8 protein-coding genes and 1 pseudogene are annotated in these 16,615 nt (G+C 72.2%); 2 read left to right on the top strand and 7 right to left on the bottom strand.

Annotated elements, in window-relative coordinates; all coding sequences use genetic code 11:
• Positions 1-82: 82 nt before the first annotated feature.
• Genes AB0G10_RS02770 through AB0G10_RS02760 form a run of 3 tightly spaced genes read right to left on the bottom strand, consistent with a single transcriptional unit; the run spans position 83 to position 3,011 of the window.
• Positions 83-976, bottom strand: coding sequence for a ribokinase (locus AB0G10_RS02770; protein ID WP_360917935.1), 894 nt, complete (start codon positions 974-976; stop codon positions 83-85).
• The gene (locus AB0G10_RS02765) at positions 973-1,800 is read right to left on the bottom strand and encodes an ABC transporter ATP-binding protein (protein WP_360915443.1); all 828 of its coding nucleotides are present in this window, start codon (positions 1,798-1,800) and stop codon (positions 973-975) included. Before AB0G10_RS02765 ends, AB0G10_RS02770 begins: the two co-directional genes overlap by 4 nt.
• 35 nt (positions 1,801-1,835) lie before the next feature.
• Complete coding sequence (locus AB0G10_RS02760) at positions 1,836-3,011, bottom strand: ROK family transcriptional regulator (protein ID WP_360915440.1); 1,176 nt, start codon at positions 3,009-3,011, stop codon at positions 1,836-1,838.
• Positions 3,012-3,183: 172 nt separating this feature from the next.
• On the opposite strand from AB0G10_RS02760, the gene AB0G10_RS02755 reads away from it, so the two are divergent.
• A complete protein-coding gene (locus AB0G10_RS02755) occupies positions 3,184-4,632 on the top strand; it encodes a glycoside hydrolase family 3 N-terminal domain-containing protein (RefSeq protein WP_360915438.1) in 1,449 nt (482 codons plus the stop codon).
• Positions 4,633-4,872: 240 nt separating this feature from the next.
• On the opposite strand, the gene AB0G10_RS02750 is transcribed toward AB0G10_RS02755, so the two are convergent.
• On the bottom strand, positions 4,873-9,813 hold the full coding sequence (locus AB0G10_RS02750; protein ID WP_360915435.1) for an NAD-glutamate dehydrogenase: 4,941 nt from the start codon (positions 9,811-9,813) through the stop codon (positions 4,873-4,875).
• A gap of 199 nt (positions 9,814-10,012) precedes the next feature.
• Between AB0G10_RS02750 and AB0G10_RS02745 the strand changes: the two genes are divergently transcribed.
• A complete protein-coding gene (locus tag AB0G10_RS02745; protein WP_360915432.1) occupies positions 10,013-11,917 on the top strand; it encodes a penicillin-binding transpeptidase domain-containing protein in 1,905 nt (634 codons plus the stop codon).
• Between the two features lie 860 nt (positions 11,918-12,777).
• Here the strand turns inward: AB0G10_RS02745 and AB0G10_RS02740 are convergent.
• The 3 genes and pseudogenes from AB0G10_RS02740 to AB0G10_RS02730 form a co-directional block, all read right to left on the bottom strand.
• Positions 12,778-13,743 (bottom strand): annotated as a pseudogene (locus AB0G10_RS02740) (arginase family protein); the annotation flags it as partial.
• A gap of 24 nt (positions 13,744-13,767) precedes the next feature.
• Positions 13,768-14,712: a tetratricopeptide repeat protein gene (locus tag AB0G10_RS02735; RefSeq protein ID WP_360915429.1), complete on the bottom strand. Its 945-nt coding sequence runs from the start codon at positions 14,710-14,712 to the stop codon at positions 13,768-13,770.
• A 118-nt stretch (positions 14,713-14,830) separates the two neighbouring features.
• Positions 14,831-16,504 carry a methylmalonyl-CoA mutase family protein gene (locus tag AB0G10_RS02730; protein ID WP_360915426.1) on the bottom strand — a complete coding sequence of 558 codons (1,674 nt, stop codon included), beginning with the start codon at positions 16,502-16,504 and terminating at the stop codon, positions 14,831-14,833.
• Positions 16,505-16,615 lie beyond the last annotated feature (111 nt).

The following is a 16,615-nucleotide window of genomic DNA, read 5'->3' as shown; positions in this document are numbered from 1 at the left end:
GGTCCAGTGCACTCAGGAGCGCTCCCGCACAGCGATACGCTGCAGCCGATCGGCCGAGGACCGCCAGCGGCGCCGAGGACCGCTAGCGGGTGTAGATGGCCTCGATCTCGGCGCGCTCCGGGAGGGCCCCGCTCGCCCCGACCCGCTGCACGCAGGCGGCGCCGGCCGCGTTCGCCCAGCGGACGGCGTCGAGCAGGTCGCGTCCCTCGCCCCAGGCGACGGCGAGCGCGCCGGTGAACGCGTCACCGGCCGCCGTCGTGTCGGCCACCTCGACGGTGAAGGCGGGGACGTGCTCGTCGCGGCCGTCCCGGTCGGCGTACCGGGCGCCGGCTCCGCTGAGCGTGAGCACCACCCGCGGGACCCGGGCGAGCAGGGCGGCCATGTCCGAGGCCTCGCCGCCGGTGATGGCCCGCGCCTCGATCTCGTTGACCACGAGCAGGTCCACCTCGTCGAGCAGGCCCTCCGGGAGGTCCCGGGCCGGCGCGGCGTTCAGGATCGTGCGGGTGCCGCCGGCCCGGCCGGCCCGGAGCGCGGCGTGCACCGTCTCCATCGGGATCTCCTGCTGGCAGAGCAGCACGTCGGCCCCGGCGATCGCAGCCTCCTCGTCGGCGGTGAGGCCGGCGAAGGTCCGGTTCGCGCCCGGGCTGACCAGGATGGAGTTCTCGCCGGCCCGGTCCACCATGATCACCGCGACGCCGGAGGCGCCGTAGCTGGTCCGTACCCTCGAGGTGTCCACCCCCGCGGCGGTCAGCCGCGCGCCCAGGGTGACCCCGAACGCGTCCGAGCCGATCGCGCCGAGGAACGTGGTGGCGCCGCCGGCCCGGGCCGCCGCGATGGCCTGGTTCGAGCCCTTGCCGCCGGGCGCCATCACGAAGTCGTCGCCGAGCACCGTCTCGCCCGGCCGGGGCAGCGCCGGCGCCAGCCCGACCAGGTCCATGTTGGCGCTGCCGGCGACGACCACCTTCGGGGCCATCAGGCGGCCCGGGCCGTGTACCGGTCGCCGATCCGGTCCACCACGAGCGGCAGGCCGAACGTCTTGGTCAGGTTCTCCGCGGTCATCACCTCGCCGAGCAGGCCGGACGCCACGACGTTGCCCTCGCGCAGCAGCAGGCCGTGGGTGAAGCCGGGCGGGATCTCCTCGACGTGGTGGGTGACGAGCACCATGGCCGGGGCGTCCGGGTCGAGCGCGAGCTCGCTCAGGTGGCCGATGAGGACCTCCCGGCCGCCCAGGTCGAGGCCGGCGGTCGGCTCGTCGAGCAGCATCAGCTCGGGGTCGGTCATCAGCGCGCGGGCGATCTGGGTGCGCTTGCGCTCGCCCTCGGAGAGGGTGCCGAACGCGCGGTCGGTGAAGCCGGTCATGCCGAGCTGGTCGAGCAGCTCACGGGCGCGGGCCTCGTCCTGCGGGTCGTAGCTCTCCCGCCAGCGGCCGACCACCGACCACGCGGCGGTGACCACGACGTCGATGACCTTCTCGTCCGGCGGCACCTGGTCGGCGAAGCGCCCGGTGGTGATGCCCACCCGGGTACGCAGCTCGTTGACGTCGGTGCGGCCCAGCTTCTCGGCCAGCACGTACGCCTGGCCGCTGGTCGGGTGCATCCGGGCGGACGCGAGGTTGAGCAGGGTGGTCTTGCCGGCGCCGTTCGGCCCCAGCACCACCCACCGCTCGTCGAGCTCGACCTGCCAGGACAGGTCACGGATCAGGAAGTTTCCCGCGCGGACCACGCTGACGCGGTCGAAGGCGATGACGGTGTCCTCGTCGGGCGGAATGGATACGGCAGCCTCCAGCACGCGTCCATCCAACCACGTGGGCCCGGGGTTTCCCGGCACCACCCGACTCAGTCGGTCGTCGAGCCGAACACCTCGTCGCGCACGGCGTCGAGGGCCATCCGCAGGGCGCCGTGCAGCACCGGCTCGGACGCCACCCCGGTCACCACGACCTTCGGCGAGACGAGCGTTATCGCGGCGACCTCGCGCTCCACCCGCTCGGCGAGCGCCTCGCCGCCGGCCCGGCTCACCTCGCCGGCCAGCACCACCAGCGGCGGGTCGAGGACCACGCAGGTGGCGGCCACGCCGAGCGCGAGGCGGCGGGCCAGCTCGTCGAGGACCGGCTCGCCGGCCGGCCCGGCCGCGACGGCAGCGCGGACCACATCGGACGCCTCGTTGCCGCGGAAGCCGAACTGCTTGCCGATCGCCTTGACCGCGTCGGCGCCGGCGATCGCCTGGAACGCGCCCTTCACCCCGCGGCGGGACGCGTTGTGCGGCACCTCGGCGCCGGACACCGGCAGGTAGCCGATCTCGCCGGCCGCGCCGGTGGCGCCCTGGTGGAGCCGCCCGTTGATGACCGTCGCGAGGCCCACGCCGCGACCGATCCAGATCAGTGCGAAGTCCTTCACCCCGGTCGCCGCGCCGGTGCCGGACTCGGCGATCGCGGCGAGGTTCACGTCGTTGCCGAAGAAGACCGGGGTGCTCAGGTCGCGGCGCAGCTCGGCGAGCAGGCCCCGGTGCCAGCGCGGCAGGTCGTGGGCGAAGGAGATCTCGCCCGACTCCGGGTCGACGAGGCCGGGGGTGCCGAGGACGACCCGGCGTACCGAGGACATGTCGGTGCCGGCCTCGCCGGCCGCCTGGACCACCGCGTTGTGCACGACGCCGACCGGGTCGTCGGTGTCCTTGGTGCTCTGCTCGACCCGGCTGATCAGGGCGCCGGTGATGTCCGCGCAGGCGGCCACGACGCAGTCCGGGCCGACGTCCACGCCGATCACGTGGGCACTACCCGGAGTGACGGCGTAGAGCTGCGCGTTGGGGCCGCGGCCGCCGGCCTGCTCGCCGACGCGGCGGACCAGGCCGCGCTCCTCGAGCCGTTCGACGAGCTGTGAGGCGGTGACCTTGCTCAGGCCGGTCATCTCGCCGAGCTGCGCCCGCGTCAGTGGTCCGCGGTTGAGCAGCAGGTCCAGCGCCGCACGGTCGTTGAGTGCGCGCAGCAGCCGGGGCGTGCCCGGGAGACGGGTGGCCATAGCGTTGTCCTTAATACTAAAGGTTCTTTCCTGTTACAGTGTCGACGCTCGACACGCAGCCGCAGCGTAACGGTAGGCGACGTTGCCTAACCGGAGGGTGGCTCATCGACCCCGAGCGATCATGGCAGGTCGCGGGGTTCCGGGACCACATTCACGCCATCGGAAGGACGACATGTCTCACGATCCGGGCCTTCGCCGGCTCGCTCTGCGTACCCTGCTCGCCGCCTTCGAAGGGCCGGCAGCGCCGGCGTGGGCGCTCGAGCTGGTCGCCGACGGACTGGCCGGGCACACCCTCTTCGGGACGAACGTGGTCGAGACCGGCCAGCTCGCGGCGCTGACCGCCGCGCTGCGCTCGGTACGACCGGACGTCCTGATCGCCATCGACGAGGAGGGCGGCGACGTCACCCGGCTCGGCCACCGGACCGGTAGCCCGTACCCGGGGAACGCCGCACTCGGCGCGGCGGACGACCCCGATCTCACCCGCCGGGTCTACGCCGCCATCGGCGGCGACCTCGCGGCGGCCGGCGTGAACCTCGACCTCGCGCCCACCGTCGACGTCAACACGGCCGACGACAACCCGATCATCGGGACCCGCTCGTTCGGCGCCGACCCGGCCCTGGTGGCCCGGCACGCCGCCGCCGCGGTGACCGGCCTGGAGTCGGCCGGGGTGGCGGCCTGCGCCAAGCACTTCCCCGGCCACGGCGCCACGGTGTCCGATTCCCATCTCGAGCTGCCGACCGTCGACGTGTCCCTCGACGTGCTCCGCGAGCGCGACCTGCCGCCCTTCCACGCGGCCGTCGCGGCCGGCGCGCAGACCGTCATGAGCGCGCACATCCGGGTGCCGGCGCTGACCGGGGACCTGCCGGCCACGTTCAGCCGGGCCGCGCTGACCGGCCTGCTCCGCGACGAGCTCGGCTTCCGCGGCGCGATCGTCACCGACGCCCTGGAGATGCGCGGCGCCGCGGCGACGGCCGGCAGCATCCCGCTCGCCGCCGTGGCCGCGCTCGGCGCCGGCGCCGACCTGCTCTGCATCGGCGCCCAGGTGGACCGGGATCTGGTCGAGGCGGTCGCCGCCGAGATCGCCGCGGCGGTCACCGACGGCCGGCTCCCGGCGTCCCGGCTGGAGGGTGCGGCGGCCCGCAACGCGGCGCTGGCCGCCTGGGCGGCGGCGCCGCGCCCCACGGCCGGACCGGATGTCGCGCTGGGCGTCGCCGCGGCGCGTTCCGGCGTACGGGTGGAGGGCTCCCCCGCCGAGCTCGCCGGTCCCCTGGTGGTCCAGCTGGTCTCCGGCTTCTCGATCGCCGAGGGGCGGGTGCCGTGGGGTCTCCGGCCGCACCTGAACGGCGTCGAGCAGATCGAGGTGACGGCCGCCGGGACCAGTCCCGAGGAGATCGCCGCGCGGGCCGCCGGCCGCCCGATCGTGCTGACCGGCCGGCGCATCCACAGCTCGCCGGAGGCCCGCGACCTGGTCGAGAAGCTGGCCGCGGCGCACCCGGTCGGCGTGGTCGAGATGGGCTGGCCGTCGGCGTGGCGCCCGTCCGGCGTGAAGGCGTTCGTGGTGACCCACGGCGCGAGCCTGGCCAACGGCCGGGCGGCGGCCGAGGTCCTGAACCTGGTGTAGCGAGGTGGTGAGCCGGGCTCCGGGCGACTGCTCCCGAAGTCGCACCGAGCCCGGCTCACCGTCTGCGTCGCGGATCGAACCGGTCCCGAGTCGAGTTCCGCGACGTCCCCAGACCCACCTGCGGCAGAACCATACGTGGCAAATGGGGCATCCCGAAACCCGCAGATAACCGATATGCCCGTTCAGCCACGTCCGGGCCGCGATCCAGGCGAGTCCGGGTCGCCTGGATCGCGGCGGGGATCAGCTTGCCGACGAGGTCTTCACCAACGTACGGATCTGGCGGAGCAGCACGGAGAGCGCCGCCAGGTCGGCCGGGGAGTCCTCGACGTCGCCCATGGCGTTCGAGGCCCGGGCGATCGACGCGGCGTTGACCTGCTCCCACTCGGAGACCCGGTCCTCCGGCTTCGCCTCGGCCGGGGTGGACTGCAGGACCTCGGCCGTGAGCGCGGCGAGGGCCGCGTAGAGGTCGTAGCGCAGCGCCATCCGGGCCAGGGTCTGCCACCTGTCGTTGCGCGGCAGCCGGGAGATGTGCGACAGCAGCGTGTCCACCCCGAAACGCTCGGAGAGCACGAAGTAGACCGAGGCCACCTCGTCGGCGTCCCGGCCGACCGACGCGGCCGTCTCCAGGATGTCCAGCAGGCCGAAGCCGTAGAACACCCGGCTCACCACCTCGGCGAGCTGCTCCGGGACCTCCTTGCCGGTCAGCCGCTCGACCAGCTGCTCCAGGTTGCGCCGCTCCGCGCCGACGATCGCCTGCGGCAGGCGCGGCAGCAGCTCGGAGACGCCGGGCTGGAGCTTGGCGATCTCGCCGGGCACGTCGATCGGCGAGCGCCGGGTGCTGACCAGCCAGCGGACCGCCCGGTCGAGCAGCCGCCGGGTCTCCAGCAGGACGGCGGTCTGCGCGGCCGTCGGCACCCGGTTGTCCAGCGCCTCGGTGGCCGCCCAGATCTCCTTGAGGCCGTAGACCTCGCGGATCACCACGTACGCCCGGATCACGTCGGCGGCCGACGCGCCGCTCTCCTCCATCGCCCGGTGGACGAAGGAGGTGCCGCCGCGGTTGACCACCTCGTTCACCAGCGACGTGGAGATGATCTCCCGGCGCAGGCGGTGGCCGGCCATCCGCCCGGCGAAGCGCTCGCGCAGCGGGGTCGGGAAGTACCGGTGCAGCACCCCGGTGGTCCACGCCTCGTCGACCAGCTCGTCGGCGAGGACCTCGCGCTCGAGGCTGATCTTCACGTAGGCGAGGAGGACCGCGAACTCCGGCGCCGTGAGGCCCTCGCCGGCCTCGTGCCGGGCCGCCAGCTCCTTGTCCGAGGGCAGCGCCTCGAGCTCGCGGTTCAGCACGCCCCGCTCCTCCAGCGACTTCAGCATCCGCCGGTGGACCGGGAGCAGCGAGTGGGCCTGGGCGCGGGCGTTGCCGAGCGCCATGGCCTGCTCGTAGTTGTCGCGCAGCACCAGCGCGCCGACCTCGTCGGTCATCGCGGCGAGCAGCTCGTCGCGCTCCGGGATGGTCATCTCGCCGTCGGTCACCGCGCCGCCGAGCAGGATCTTGATGTTGACCTCGTGGTCGGAGCAGTCCACGCCGGCCGAGTTGTCGATGAAGTCGGTGAAGACCCGGCCACCGGTACGGGCGAACTCGATGCGCCCGCGCTGGGTGAGGCCGAGGTTGCCGCCCTCGCCGACCACCTTGACCCGCAGGTCCGAGCCGTTGATCCGGATGGCGTCGTTGCCCTTGTCGCCGACGTCGGCGTGCGACTCGGAGGCCGCCTTCACATAGGTGCCGATGCCGCCGTTGAAGTACAGGTCGACGGGCGCCTTCAGGATCGCCCTCATCAGGTCGGCCGGGCTCACCGCGGTCGCCTCGCCGAGATCGAGCACCGCGCGGACCTGCGGGCTGACCGGGATCGACTTGGCGCTGCGCGGATAGACGCCGCCGCCCTCGCTGATCAGCTTGCTGTCGTAGTCGGCCCACGAGGAGCGGGGCAGGTCGAAGAGGCGGCGGCGCTCCGCGTACGAGACGGCCGCGTCCGGGTCGGGGTCCAGGAAGATGTGCCGGTGGTCGAACGCCGCCACCAGCCGGATGTGCTCGGACAGCAGCATCCCGTTGCCGAAGACGTCGCCGGACATGTCGCCGACGCCGACCACCGTGAAGTCCTGGGTCTGGGTGTCGACGCCCAGGTCACGGAAGTGCTTCTTGACCGACTCCCACGCGCCGCGGGCGGTGATGCCCATCTTCTTGTGGTCGTACCCGGCCGAGCCGCCGCTCGCGAACGCGTCGCCGAGCCAGAACTCCTTGCCGACCGAGATCTCGTTGGCGATGTCGCTGAACGTGGCGGTGCCCTTGTCCGCCGCGACCACCAGGTAGGGGTCGTCGCCGTCGTGGCGCACCACGTCCCGCGGCGGCACGATCTTGCCGCTCAGGATGTTGTCGGTGACGTCCAGCAGGGCGTTGATGAAGCCCTTGTAGCACTCCACCGCCTCGTCCCGATCGCCCGGCTTCTGCTTCAGGACGAAACCGCCCTTCGCGCCCACCGGGACGATCACCGCGTTCTTGACCATCTGGGCTTTCACCAGACCGAGCACTTCGGTACGGAAGTCCTCGCGCCGGTCGGACCAGCGGAGGCCACCCCGGGCCACCGCGCCGAACCGCAGGTGCACGCCCTCGAACCGCGGCGAGTAGACGAAGATCTCGTACTTCGGGCGCGGCTGGGGCAGGTCCGGGATGGCCTGCGGGTCCAGCTTGAACGCCACGTACGACTTGGGCCGGCCCTCGGTGCCGCGCTGGAAGAAGCTGGTCCGCAGGGTCGCCTCGATCAGCGTGAGGTAGGACCGCAGGATCCGGTCCTGGTCCAGGCTGTCCACCTGATCGAGCAGCTCGGTGATCCGGTCGCGCAGCGCGCCGGCCCGCTTGGACCGCTCCGCCTCGCCGAACTCCAGCGACGGCGAGAACCGGGTCTCGAAGAGGCGCACCAGCAGCCCGGCGATCTCCGGGTACTGCGTGAAGGTCGTCTCGACGTACCGCTGGGAGAAGACCGTCCCGGTCTGGCGCAGATATTTCGCGTACGCCCGGAGCACCACGACCTGACGCCAGGTGAGGCCGGCCCGCAGCACGAGCTCGTTGAAGCCGTCCACCTCGGCCTCGCCCCGCCAGGCCGCCGCGAACGCGTTCTCCACCTGCGGCCGGACCTCGGCCAGCTCGCGGTGCCCGGCCGGCGGCAGCAGGCCGAAGTCGTAGAGGTAGATCACGCCGTCGTCGCGGCGGATCTCGTACGGCCGCTCGTCGGTGACCCGGACGCCGAGCGAGTGCAGCACCGGCAGGACCGCGGAGAGCATCATCGGCTCGCCGTACCGGTAGACCTTGAACCGCACGTCCCGCTCGTCCGGCTCGGGCACGCCGTCGGCGCCCAGCCGGCGCCGCCGGAACAGGTGCATGGCCAGCTGGCCGGGCTCCTCGAGCAGCTCCAGCTTCGCGAGGTCCTGCATGCCCTCGTACGGTGTGTGGCCGTTCTTGTAGCTCTCCGGGTAGGCCGACGAGTACCTGTTGAAGAGCGTCTTCGCCTGCTCGTCGCCGAGCTTGCGCTCCAGGACCAGGGAGAAGTCGTCGTCCCACATCCGGGTCGCGTCGGCGAGCAGCTCGGCCAGCTCGTTCGGGTCGACCGGGCCGGGCGGGTCGGCCGGGTCGGTCCGGACGATGAAGTGGACCCGCGCCAGCATCCGCTCGGTGACCCGGGTGGTGTAGTCGACGCCCACGCCGTTCAGCTCGCGGAGCAGGATCTCCTGCATCCGCAGCCGGTTGCCGGTGGTGAACCGGTCCCGGGGCAGGTAGATCAGGCACGAGATGAACCGGCCGTAGCCGTCGCGCCGCAGGAACAGGCGCAACTGCCGGCGGCCCGCCATCCGCAGGACACCGATCACCGCCTCGTACAGATCATCGGTCTTGATCTGGAAGAGCTCGTCCCTCGGGTAGGTCTCCAGGATCTGCAGCAGGTCCTTGCCGGAGTGCCCGCGCGGGGAGAGGCCGGAGCGCTCCATCACCTCCATGACCTTGCGCTTGACCACCGGGAGCTCGCGCACGCTGGTCCGGTAGGCCGAGGAGGAGAAGAGGCCGAGGAAGCGACGCTCGCCGATCACGGTGCCGTTCGCGTCGAAGACCTTCACGCCGATGTAGTCGAGGTAGGCCGACCGGTGCACGGTGGCCCGCGAGTTCGCCTTGGTGATCACCAGGAGGCGCTTCTCCAGGACCCGCTCGTACGCCTCCGGCGCCATGGTGGCGAGCTTCCGCGGCCGGCTCGCCCCGCGCATGATGCCGAGACCGGTGCCCGGGACCGCGCTCAGGACGCCCTCGTCCAGGTGGTACTCGCGGTAGCCGAGAAACGTGAAGTGATCGCTCGCCAGCCACTTGAGCAGCTCGATCGTGTCGGTGACGTCCTTCTCCGGCACCGGCGGCGTGTTGCCGGCCCGGTGCGCCGCGGCCAGCTCCTCGGAGATGACCAGGGCCCGCTGCTTCATCCGCGGCCAGTCCTCGACCGCGTCCCGGACGTCGGTGAGGACGCGCCGGACCTCGTTGATCAGTTGCTCGCGGTCGGCGGGCCGGCGCACCGGGTCGATCTCGATCCGGATCCAGCTCTCCACCAGATCGCCGTCGATCGCGTCGTCCGGCTCGACCTCGGGCTCGACCTGCGCGAGCGCGCCCAGCGGCTCGCGGCGCACCACGATGAGCGGGTGCACCAGCAGGTAGACCTGGAGGTTGTGCGCGGTCAGCAGCGCCATCACCGAGTCCACCAGGAACGGCATGTCGTCGGTGACCACCCGCAGGACGGTGTGGCCCTGCGCCCCGGCCGGCTCGGTGACGGCCAGCTTCACCTCGCCCGGGAGCCGGTTGCGGGCCAGCTCGCGGTGCTCGACCGCGGCGGCGTACATCTCGTCGGGCGTGTACCCGACCAGCTCCTCGTCCGGCGCGAACCGCCAGAAGCGGTCGACAAGCGATGCGGTGGTGGTGTCCTCGCCCGCTTTCTGCACCGCCTGCGCGACGAGCCTCTCGGCGTTCGGCATCGGCTCGTCGAGCTCGCCCGAATCGGTGGACGCACCCAGACGCCCGGTGAGGGCGAGTCCGGGCTGCGGCACCGAAGGATCGGTCACAGTCTGATCAGAATCGGTCGCTGCCTCGTCGGCGACAGCCATGGCTCCGGCGCTCCCCTCACCCACGGCACTGTGGGTTCGAACGTGTCGAGGACAGCCTAGAACGACCGGCCCGACACCCCCTCACACCCCGGGTGTGCCGCGAGCGATGTGCGCTTTTGCGCCATATCCACCACTGCGGGTCACCATGACGGGCGTTGGCCTACTACGGTTCGATCAGCTACCCAGGGAAAGGAACGTCATGCGTCGCACCACTGCCGGGTTGGCCGCGTTGCTCGTACTGGCCGCCGGCGGGTTGACCGGATGCTCGGCCGACCCGCCCGAGGACACCGTCGCGGCGTTCCTGAACGGCTGGCAGAGCGGCGACCTCAACGACGTGGGCTTCATCACGGCGAACGGCGGCGGCATCGCGGCGCCGGAGGTGCTCACCGGGATCCGCGAGCTCTACGGCGACCTCACCGGGCAGCCGCTCGCCGTCACCGCCGGGAAGACCACCGAGAACGGTGACAACGCCACCACCCCGATCACCGTGAAGTGGACGCTGCCCGGCGGGGTCGACTGGACGTACGAGAGCACGGTCCGCTCCAGCAAGGCCGGCCGCGACGGCTGGGCCGTGGTCTGGGAGCCGGCCGTGGTCCAGCCCGACCTCGCGGCCGGCGACAAGCTGCGGCTGCGCCGGGTCGCCTCGGAGCGCGCCGCCATCCAGGACGCCGCCGGCAAGCCCCTGGTCGGCCCGCAGAAGGTGGTGGTCATCGGGGTCAGCCCCGAGAAGATCACGTCCTTCCCGAAGTTGCGGAACGGCCTCACGGCGGCCTTCAAGAAGGTCGACGTGGACGTCGACTTCGACAAGCTCGAGGACACGGTCGGCAAGTCCGATCCGGGCGCCTTCATCGACGTGGTCACCCTGCGGCGGCCCGACTACGACAAGATCAGATCACAGGTACGGCCGCTGCCCGGCACCGTGTTCCGCGAGGAGACCCGGCTGCTCGCGCCCAACCGGGTGTTCGCCCGGGCCCTGCTCGGCACCGTCGACGCCGCCACGAAAGAGGACATCGACGCGCGGCCGGAGACCCTCGCCACCGGCGACCAGGCCGGGCACGGCGGGCTCCAGCAGAAGTACGACGACGCGCTGCGCGGCAAGCCCGGCCTCTCCGTGGTGATCGCCAAGGAGGCCGCCGACGGCGAGACCGAGGAGACCGAGATCTTCCAGTCCGACCCGGTCACCGGCACCCCCGTGAAGATCACCATCGACACCGCCGTGCAGAACGCCGCCGACAAGGCCCTCGCCGGCGAGAAGCAGCCCAGCTCCCTGGTGGCGATCCGGGTCGGCGACGGCGCCGTGCTGGCCGCCGCGAACGGCCCCGACGCCGGCGGCGTCAACACCGCGTTCACCGGCCAGGTCCCGCCCGGCTCCACGTTCAAGATGGTCTCCGCGTACGGCGCCCTCGCCCGCGACGTGGTCACCGCCGACACCGTCGTCGACTGCCCGAAGACGTTCACCGTCGACGGGCGCGAGTTCAAGAACTCACACGACGAGGAGCTCGGCAAGGTGCCGTTCCACGTCGACTTCGCGAAGTCCTGCAACACCGCGTTCGCGAGCCTCGCCCCGAAGCTCACCGCGGCCGGCCTCCAGGAGGCGTCCGCGGCCCTCGGCCTCGGCGGCACCTGGGACCTCGGCGTCGAAGCCTCGTCCGGCCAGGTCTCCGACGGCGGCACCGGGACCGAACTGGCCGCCGCGATCTTCGGCCAGGGCAGCACCGTGGTCAGCCCGCTCGCCATGGCGGTGGCCACCGCGGCGGTCGCGAACGGCCGATTCCAGCCGCCGAAGCTGGTCCTCGAACCGGCGCCCGCCAACCCCGGCGAGGCCGGCCCGGAACTCGACGCCGACGCGCTCACGGCCCTGCGGTCGATGATGCGCGAGGTGGTGACGAGCGGCACGGGTACGGCGTTGAAGAGCGTCCCCGGCAAACCCGTCCACGGCAAGACCGGGACGGCGGAGTTCGAGAACGGCTCGGAGGAGACGCACTCGTGGTTCGTCGGGTATCAGGGTGATGTGGCGTTCGCCGTGATGGTCCAGAAGGGCGGCGCGGGTTCCGAGGCCGCTGTCCCGATCGTTCGCCGATTCCTCACGTCTCTGAACTCGTAGGGGCGCCCTCGGGGCGGTTCTGGGGCGGGATGGCCCACTCCGGGCGGTCAGGCTTGATCCCTGCGTGGGCCATCCCCGCCCCAGAACCTTGCCTGGTCGCTCTGCGTGCCGCGGGTTTCGCTCGCTTCGGGACCTGGGCTTCAGGCTGCGCCGGGGCCCTGGTCGGTGGGGAGGTTCGGCCTCGGGGCGTTGAGGGCTCCGGCTGCTGGTGGGTCCAGCGGCGGTCTCGGGCGGAGCATGCCGGGGCGGGTCGCGGGGAGCGGTTCGGAGTCGAGCAGGGGGGCCGAGCCCAGCGGCCTGGGCATCAGCCTGACGTCGGGGCGCTCGGGGTCGCTCGCCGCCACGATGCGGTGCCCGTTCTCCTCGGCGGTCTCCGCGGTGGCCGGTTCCGCCTCCGGGCCACCAGCCTGCTCATCCTGCGGTTCCTCGGCGGTGAGCTCTTCGGCCTGCGGTTCCTCGGCCGGGAGCTCGTCGTCCTGGAATCGCTCGGTGTCCTGCGGCCCGGGCTCGTCGCTCGTGGCTTCGGGATCCTCGATATTCGTGTCTTCGGGATCCTCGGTATCCGCGGCTTCGGCGTGCGTGAATCGCCTGGTTTCGGCGTCCGTGATTTGCGTGGCTTCGGTCTCGGTGACCGCGTCTTCCAGGCCATTCGCCTCGCCGGACAGATCCGAAATTTCGGAAATGTCGCCCGGGTCGGGAGTGGGCTCGGGAAGGGCGTCCGCTGCCTCTAGGTGATCCATATCGGTCACTGGGGGGAGGCCTGTTGCTGATGCCACTACCGGGTCCTGGGTTGCCGGATCCGGGTCGGGCACGTGCTGATCGGCGGCGTCGGGAGTGGCTGCCGCCGGGGACAGCAGGGGCGCCAGCGGGGAGGCCAGGTCTCGGCGGGCCGCCACCAGGTCGGGGCGGGGGGTGGTGGTCTTGACCGGGGCCAGGCCGGCGACCACTGCGGACGTTATCTCGGCGGCGTAGCGGCCGTCGGGGTCGTAGTCGGGGTCGAAGACGGTTATCTCGACGCCCAGGCAGTGCGGGGACTCGACCAGGCCGGAGAGGAGGAGCTCGAGCTCGGGGAAGGCGATGCCGCCCGGGTCGGGGGCGTCGACGGCGGGCATCACGGCCGGGTCGAGGACGTCGACGTCGATGTGGACCCAGTAGCCGGCGCAGTCGACCAGCTGGTCCCTCGCCCACTGCGCGCTGCGGGCGGCGCCCTCGGCGCGCAGGGCCGGCACCGGCCTGGTCACTATGCCGGCGGCCTGCAGGTCGAGGCGGTATTCGTCCTGGGCGCGGATGCCGAGGACCACCACGTCGACGTCGCGGAAGTAGGGCCGGCGGCGCTCGATGGCGGCCAGGTCGGCCTGCCCGCGGCCGGTCACCAGGGCGAGGTCCTCGCCGGCGGCGGCGCCCACGTAGGACGCGTTGCCGGGGTGCCGGAAGTCGGAGTGGCCGTCCACGAAGACCAGGCCGATCCGGCCGCCGACCGCCTCGCCGAGACGGTGCATGGCGAGGCCGGATCCGATCAGGATGGAGCAGTCGCCGCCGAGCACCACCGGGAACTCGCCGCCGTCGATGATGGCGCCGATCCGGTCGGCGAGCGCCCGGGAGTACGCGGCGATCTCGGCGGCGTGCGCGACGCCGTCGCCGGGACGCCAGTCGCCCGGGTCGTAGCGCGGCGGGGTGAGGCAGCCGGCGTCGCGGGCGCCGAGCCGGGTCACCAGGCCCTTGTCGCGGAGGGCGCCGGGCGCCTTGGCACAGCCCGGCACCGACGTCGCGGTCGGCGGGCGCAGGCCGAGGTTGGACGGCGCGTCCAGAACGGCGATGCGGCGCACGACGCCCTCCCCTTCGTCGACGGCCTAGAAGAGCGCGCTGGCGAGCGCGCGGCGGGCGCCGGCCACGGCCGGGTCGTCCGGCCCGGCCACGCTGAACAGCGAGAGCAGGTGCTTGCGGACCGCGTCGCGCTCGTCGCCGGCGGTGCGCTTCACGAGGCGGACCAGGCGAGCGTACGCCTCGGCGGCCTGCCCGCTGAGCACCTCGATGTCGGCGGCGAGACGCTGGGCCTCGACGTCGTCCGGGTTCGCCTCGGCCTTGGCCAGCACGGCCGCCGGGTCGGCGCCCCCGATCCGGCGGTAGAGCTCGACCTGGGCCAGGCCGGACTCGGCGGCCGCGTCGGCCGGCGACTCCGCCAGGACCTTGCGGTACGCCGCCTCGGCCGCGTCGAGGTCGCCGACCATGAGGGCGTCGTCGGCCGCGTCGATCCGCGGGTCGGCCGGGGTCTCCACGCTCACGCCGGCGGCCTTGAGGACGGCGTCGATGTATTGCCGGATCTGCGCCTCGGGGAGGACCCCGGTGAAGCCCTCGACCGGCTGGCCGCCGATCACGGCGGTCACCATCGGGATGCCCTGCACCCGGAAGGCCTGAGCGAGCCGCGGGTTGGAGTCCACATCGAGCTTGCCGAGGATCCAGGCGCCGGCGTACTCGGCGGCCAGCCGCTCCAGCACCGGCGAGAGCTGCTTGCACGGCTCGCACCAGTCGGCCCAGAAGTCGAGCAGGATCGGCGTCTGCAGCGACCGCTCCAGCACCTCCTGGAAGTTGGCCTCGGTCACCTCGATGACGGTCTCGGGCGCCACGCCGGGGATGCCGCCCGGGGCCCCGGTGGCGGGCGCGCCGGAGGGTGCGGCCGGGGTGCCGGCCGGCGAGGTGCTGGGCGCGGCCGGCCTGGCCGGCGCCGAGGGGCGCAGCGCGCTGAGATCGACCGCGCCGCGGGTGAAGATCGACGGAGTGGTCCGTGGGTCGCTCATGGTTATTTAGTCTCGCACGCAGTCGCGCCTGTTCGCGTCGCCACCAGGCCGCCGATATCGGACGTCACAACGGTCGTCGTCCCGGAAACCGGCCGGGGCCGGCTTCCGGGACCGGGCGTCAGAATCGGGCCGGCTCCCGATAGATGCCCCACTCGTCCTTGAGAACGCCGCAGATCTCGCCCAGCGTCGCCTCGGCACGGGCCGCGTCGAGCATGGCCGGGATCATGTTCTCGCCGGTGCGGGCCACCGCCACGAGCTTCTCGAGCGCCTGCTTCACCCGTACGGAATCGCGGTTGATCTTGCGAGCGCCCAGCTCGCGCCGCTGCACCACCTCGACCTCGTGCGAGACGCGCAGGATCTCCAGGTCTTTCGCGACGGTCGTGGTGTGCGCGTTGACGCCGACCACCTTCTTGTCACCCTTCTCCAGCGCCTGCTGGTAGACGAAGGCCGCCTCGGCGATGTTCGCGGTGAACCAGCCGTCCTCGATGCCGCGCAGGATGCCCTGGGTGACGCTGCCGTCGTGGCCGAGCTCACGGATCCGGGCGAAGATCTCCTCGGCCTCGGCCTCGATCCGGTCGGTGAGGGCCTCGACGTACCAGGAACCGCCGAGCGGGTCGGCCACGTTGACCACGCCGGTCTCCTCCATCAGCACCTGCTGGGTCCGCAGGGCGATCTCGGCCGACTCGTCGGTGGGCAGCGCGAGGGTCTCGTCGAGGGCGTTGGTGTGCAGCGAGTTCGTGCCGCCGAGCACCGCGGCGAGCGCCTCCACGGCGGTCCGCACCACGTTGTTGACCGGCTGCTGCGCGGTGAGCGAGACGCCGGCGGTCTGCGTGTGGAACTTGAGCCACAGCGCCTTCTCGCTGGTCGCGCCGTAGTCGTCGCGCAGGTGCCGGGCCCAGATCCGGCGGGCCGCCCGGAACTTGGCGATCTCCTCGAAGAAGTCGACGTGCGCGTCGAAGAAGAAGCTGAGGCCCGGCGCGAACGTGTTGACGTCGAGGCCGCGGGACAGGCCGAGCTCGACGTAGCCGAAGCCGTCGGCGAGCGTGTAGGCGAGCTCCTGCGCGGCGGTCGCCCCGGCCTCCCGGATGTGGTAGCCGGAGACGCTCAGCGGCTTGTACTTGGGGATCTCCCGCGCGCAGTACTCCATCAGGTCGCCGATGAGGCGCAGGTGCGGCTCGGGCTCGAAGAGCCACTCCTTCTGCGCGATGTACTCCTTGAAGATGTCGGTCTGCAGGGTGCCGTCGAGCCTGCTGAGATCGGCGCCCTGCCGCTCGGCGGCCACCAGGTACATGCAGAAGACCGGCACCGCCGGACCGGAGATGGTCATGCTGGTGGTGACGTCCTGGAGCGGGATGCCGTCGAAGAGCACGTCCATGTCGGCGGCCGAGTCGATGGCGACGCCGCAGTGGCCGACCTCGCCGAGCGACTGCGGCTCGTCGGAGTCGCGCCCCATCAGCGTGGGCATGTCGAACGCGACGCTCAGCCCGCCGCCTCCGGCGGCCAGGATCATCTTGTAGCGCTCGTTGGTCTGCCGGGCGTTGCCGAACCCCGCGAACTGGCGGATGGTCCAGGTCCGGCCGCGATATCCGGTGGGATAGAGGCCTCTCGTGTACGGGAACTCGCCCGGCCACCCGATGCGCTCGAAGCCGGGGTGGTCGGCGCCCTCGGGCGGGCCGTAGACCGGGTCCACCGTCGAGCCGGAGAGCGTGGTGAAGTCGGCGTCCCGTTTGCGGGATTCGTCGTAGCGTCGTTGCCAGCGCTCCCGGCCGGCGGCGATCTCGGCAGCGTTCATCCCGACATCGTAGAGCAGCACTGAACGATCATTAAGGCTATGACCCGGTTGCTATGACGTTTCGTGGCTTTTGCCGGTTGTTGCGTCTTGCCGGCCGGACCGTCCGATCGG

Origin of the sequence: Actinoplanes sp. NPDC023714, assembly GCF_040639855.1 — a bacterium.
Taxonomy (GTDB): Bacteria; Actinomycetota; Actinomycetes; order Mycobacteriales; family Micromonosporaceae; genus Actinoplanes.
Note: the sequence above shows the minus strand (reverse complement) of the source record. Positions and strands in the feature narration are given on the sequence as shown.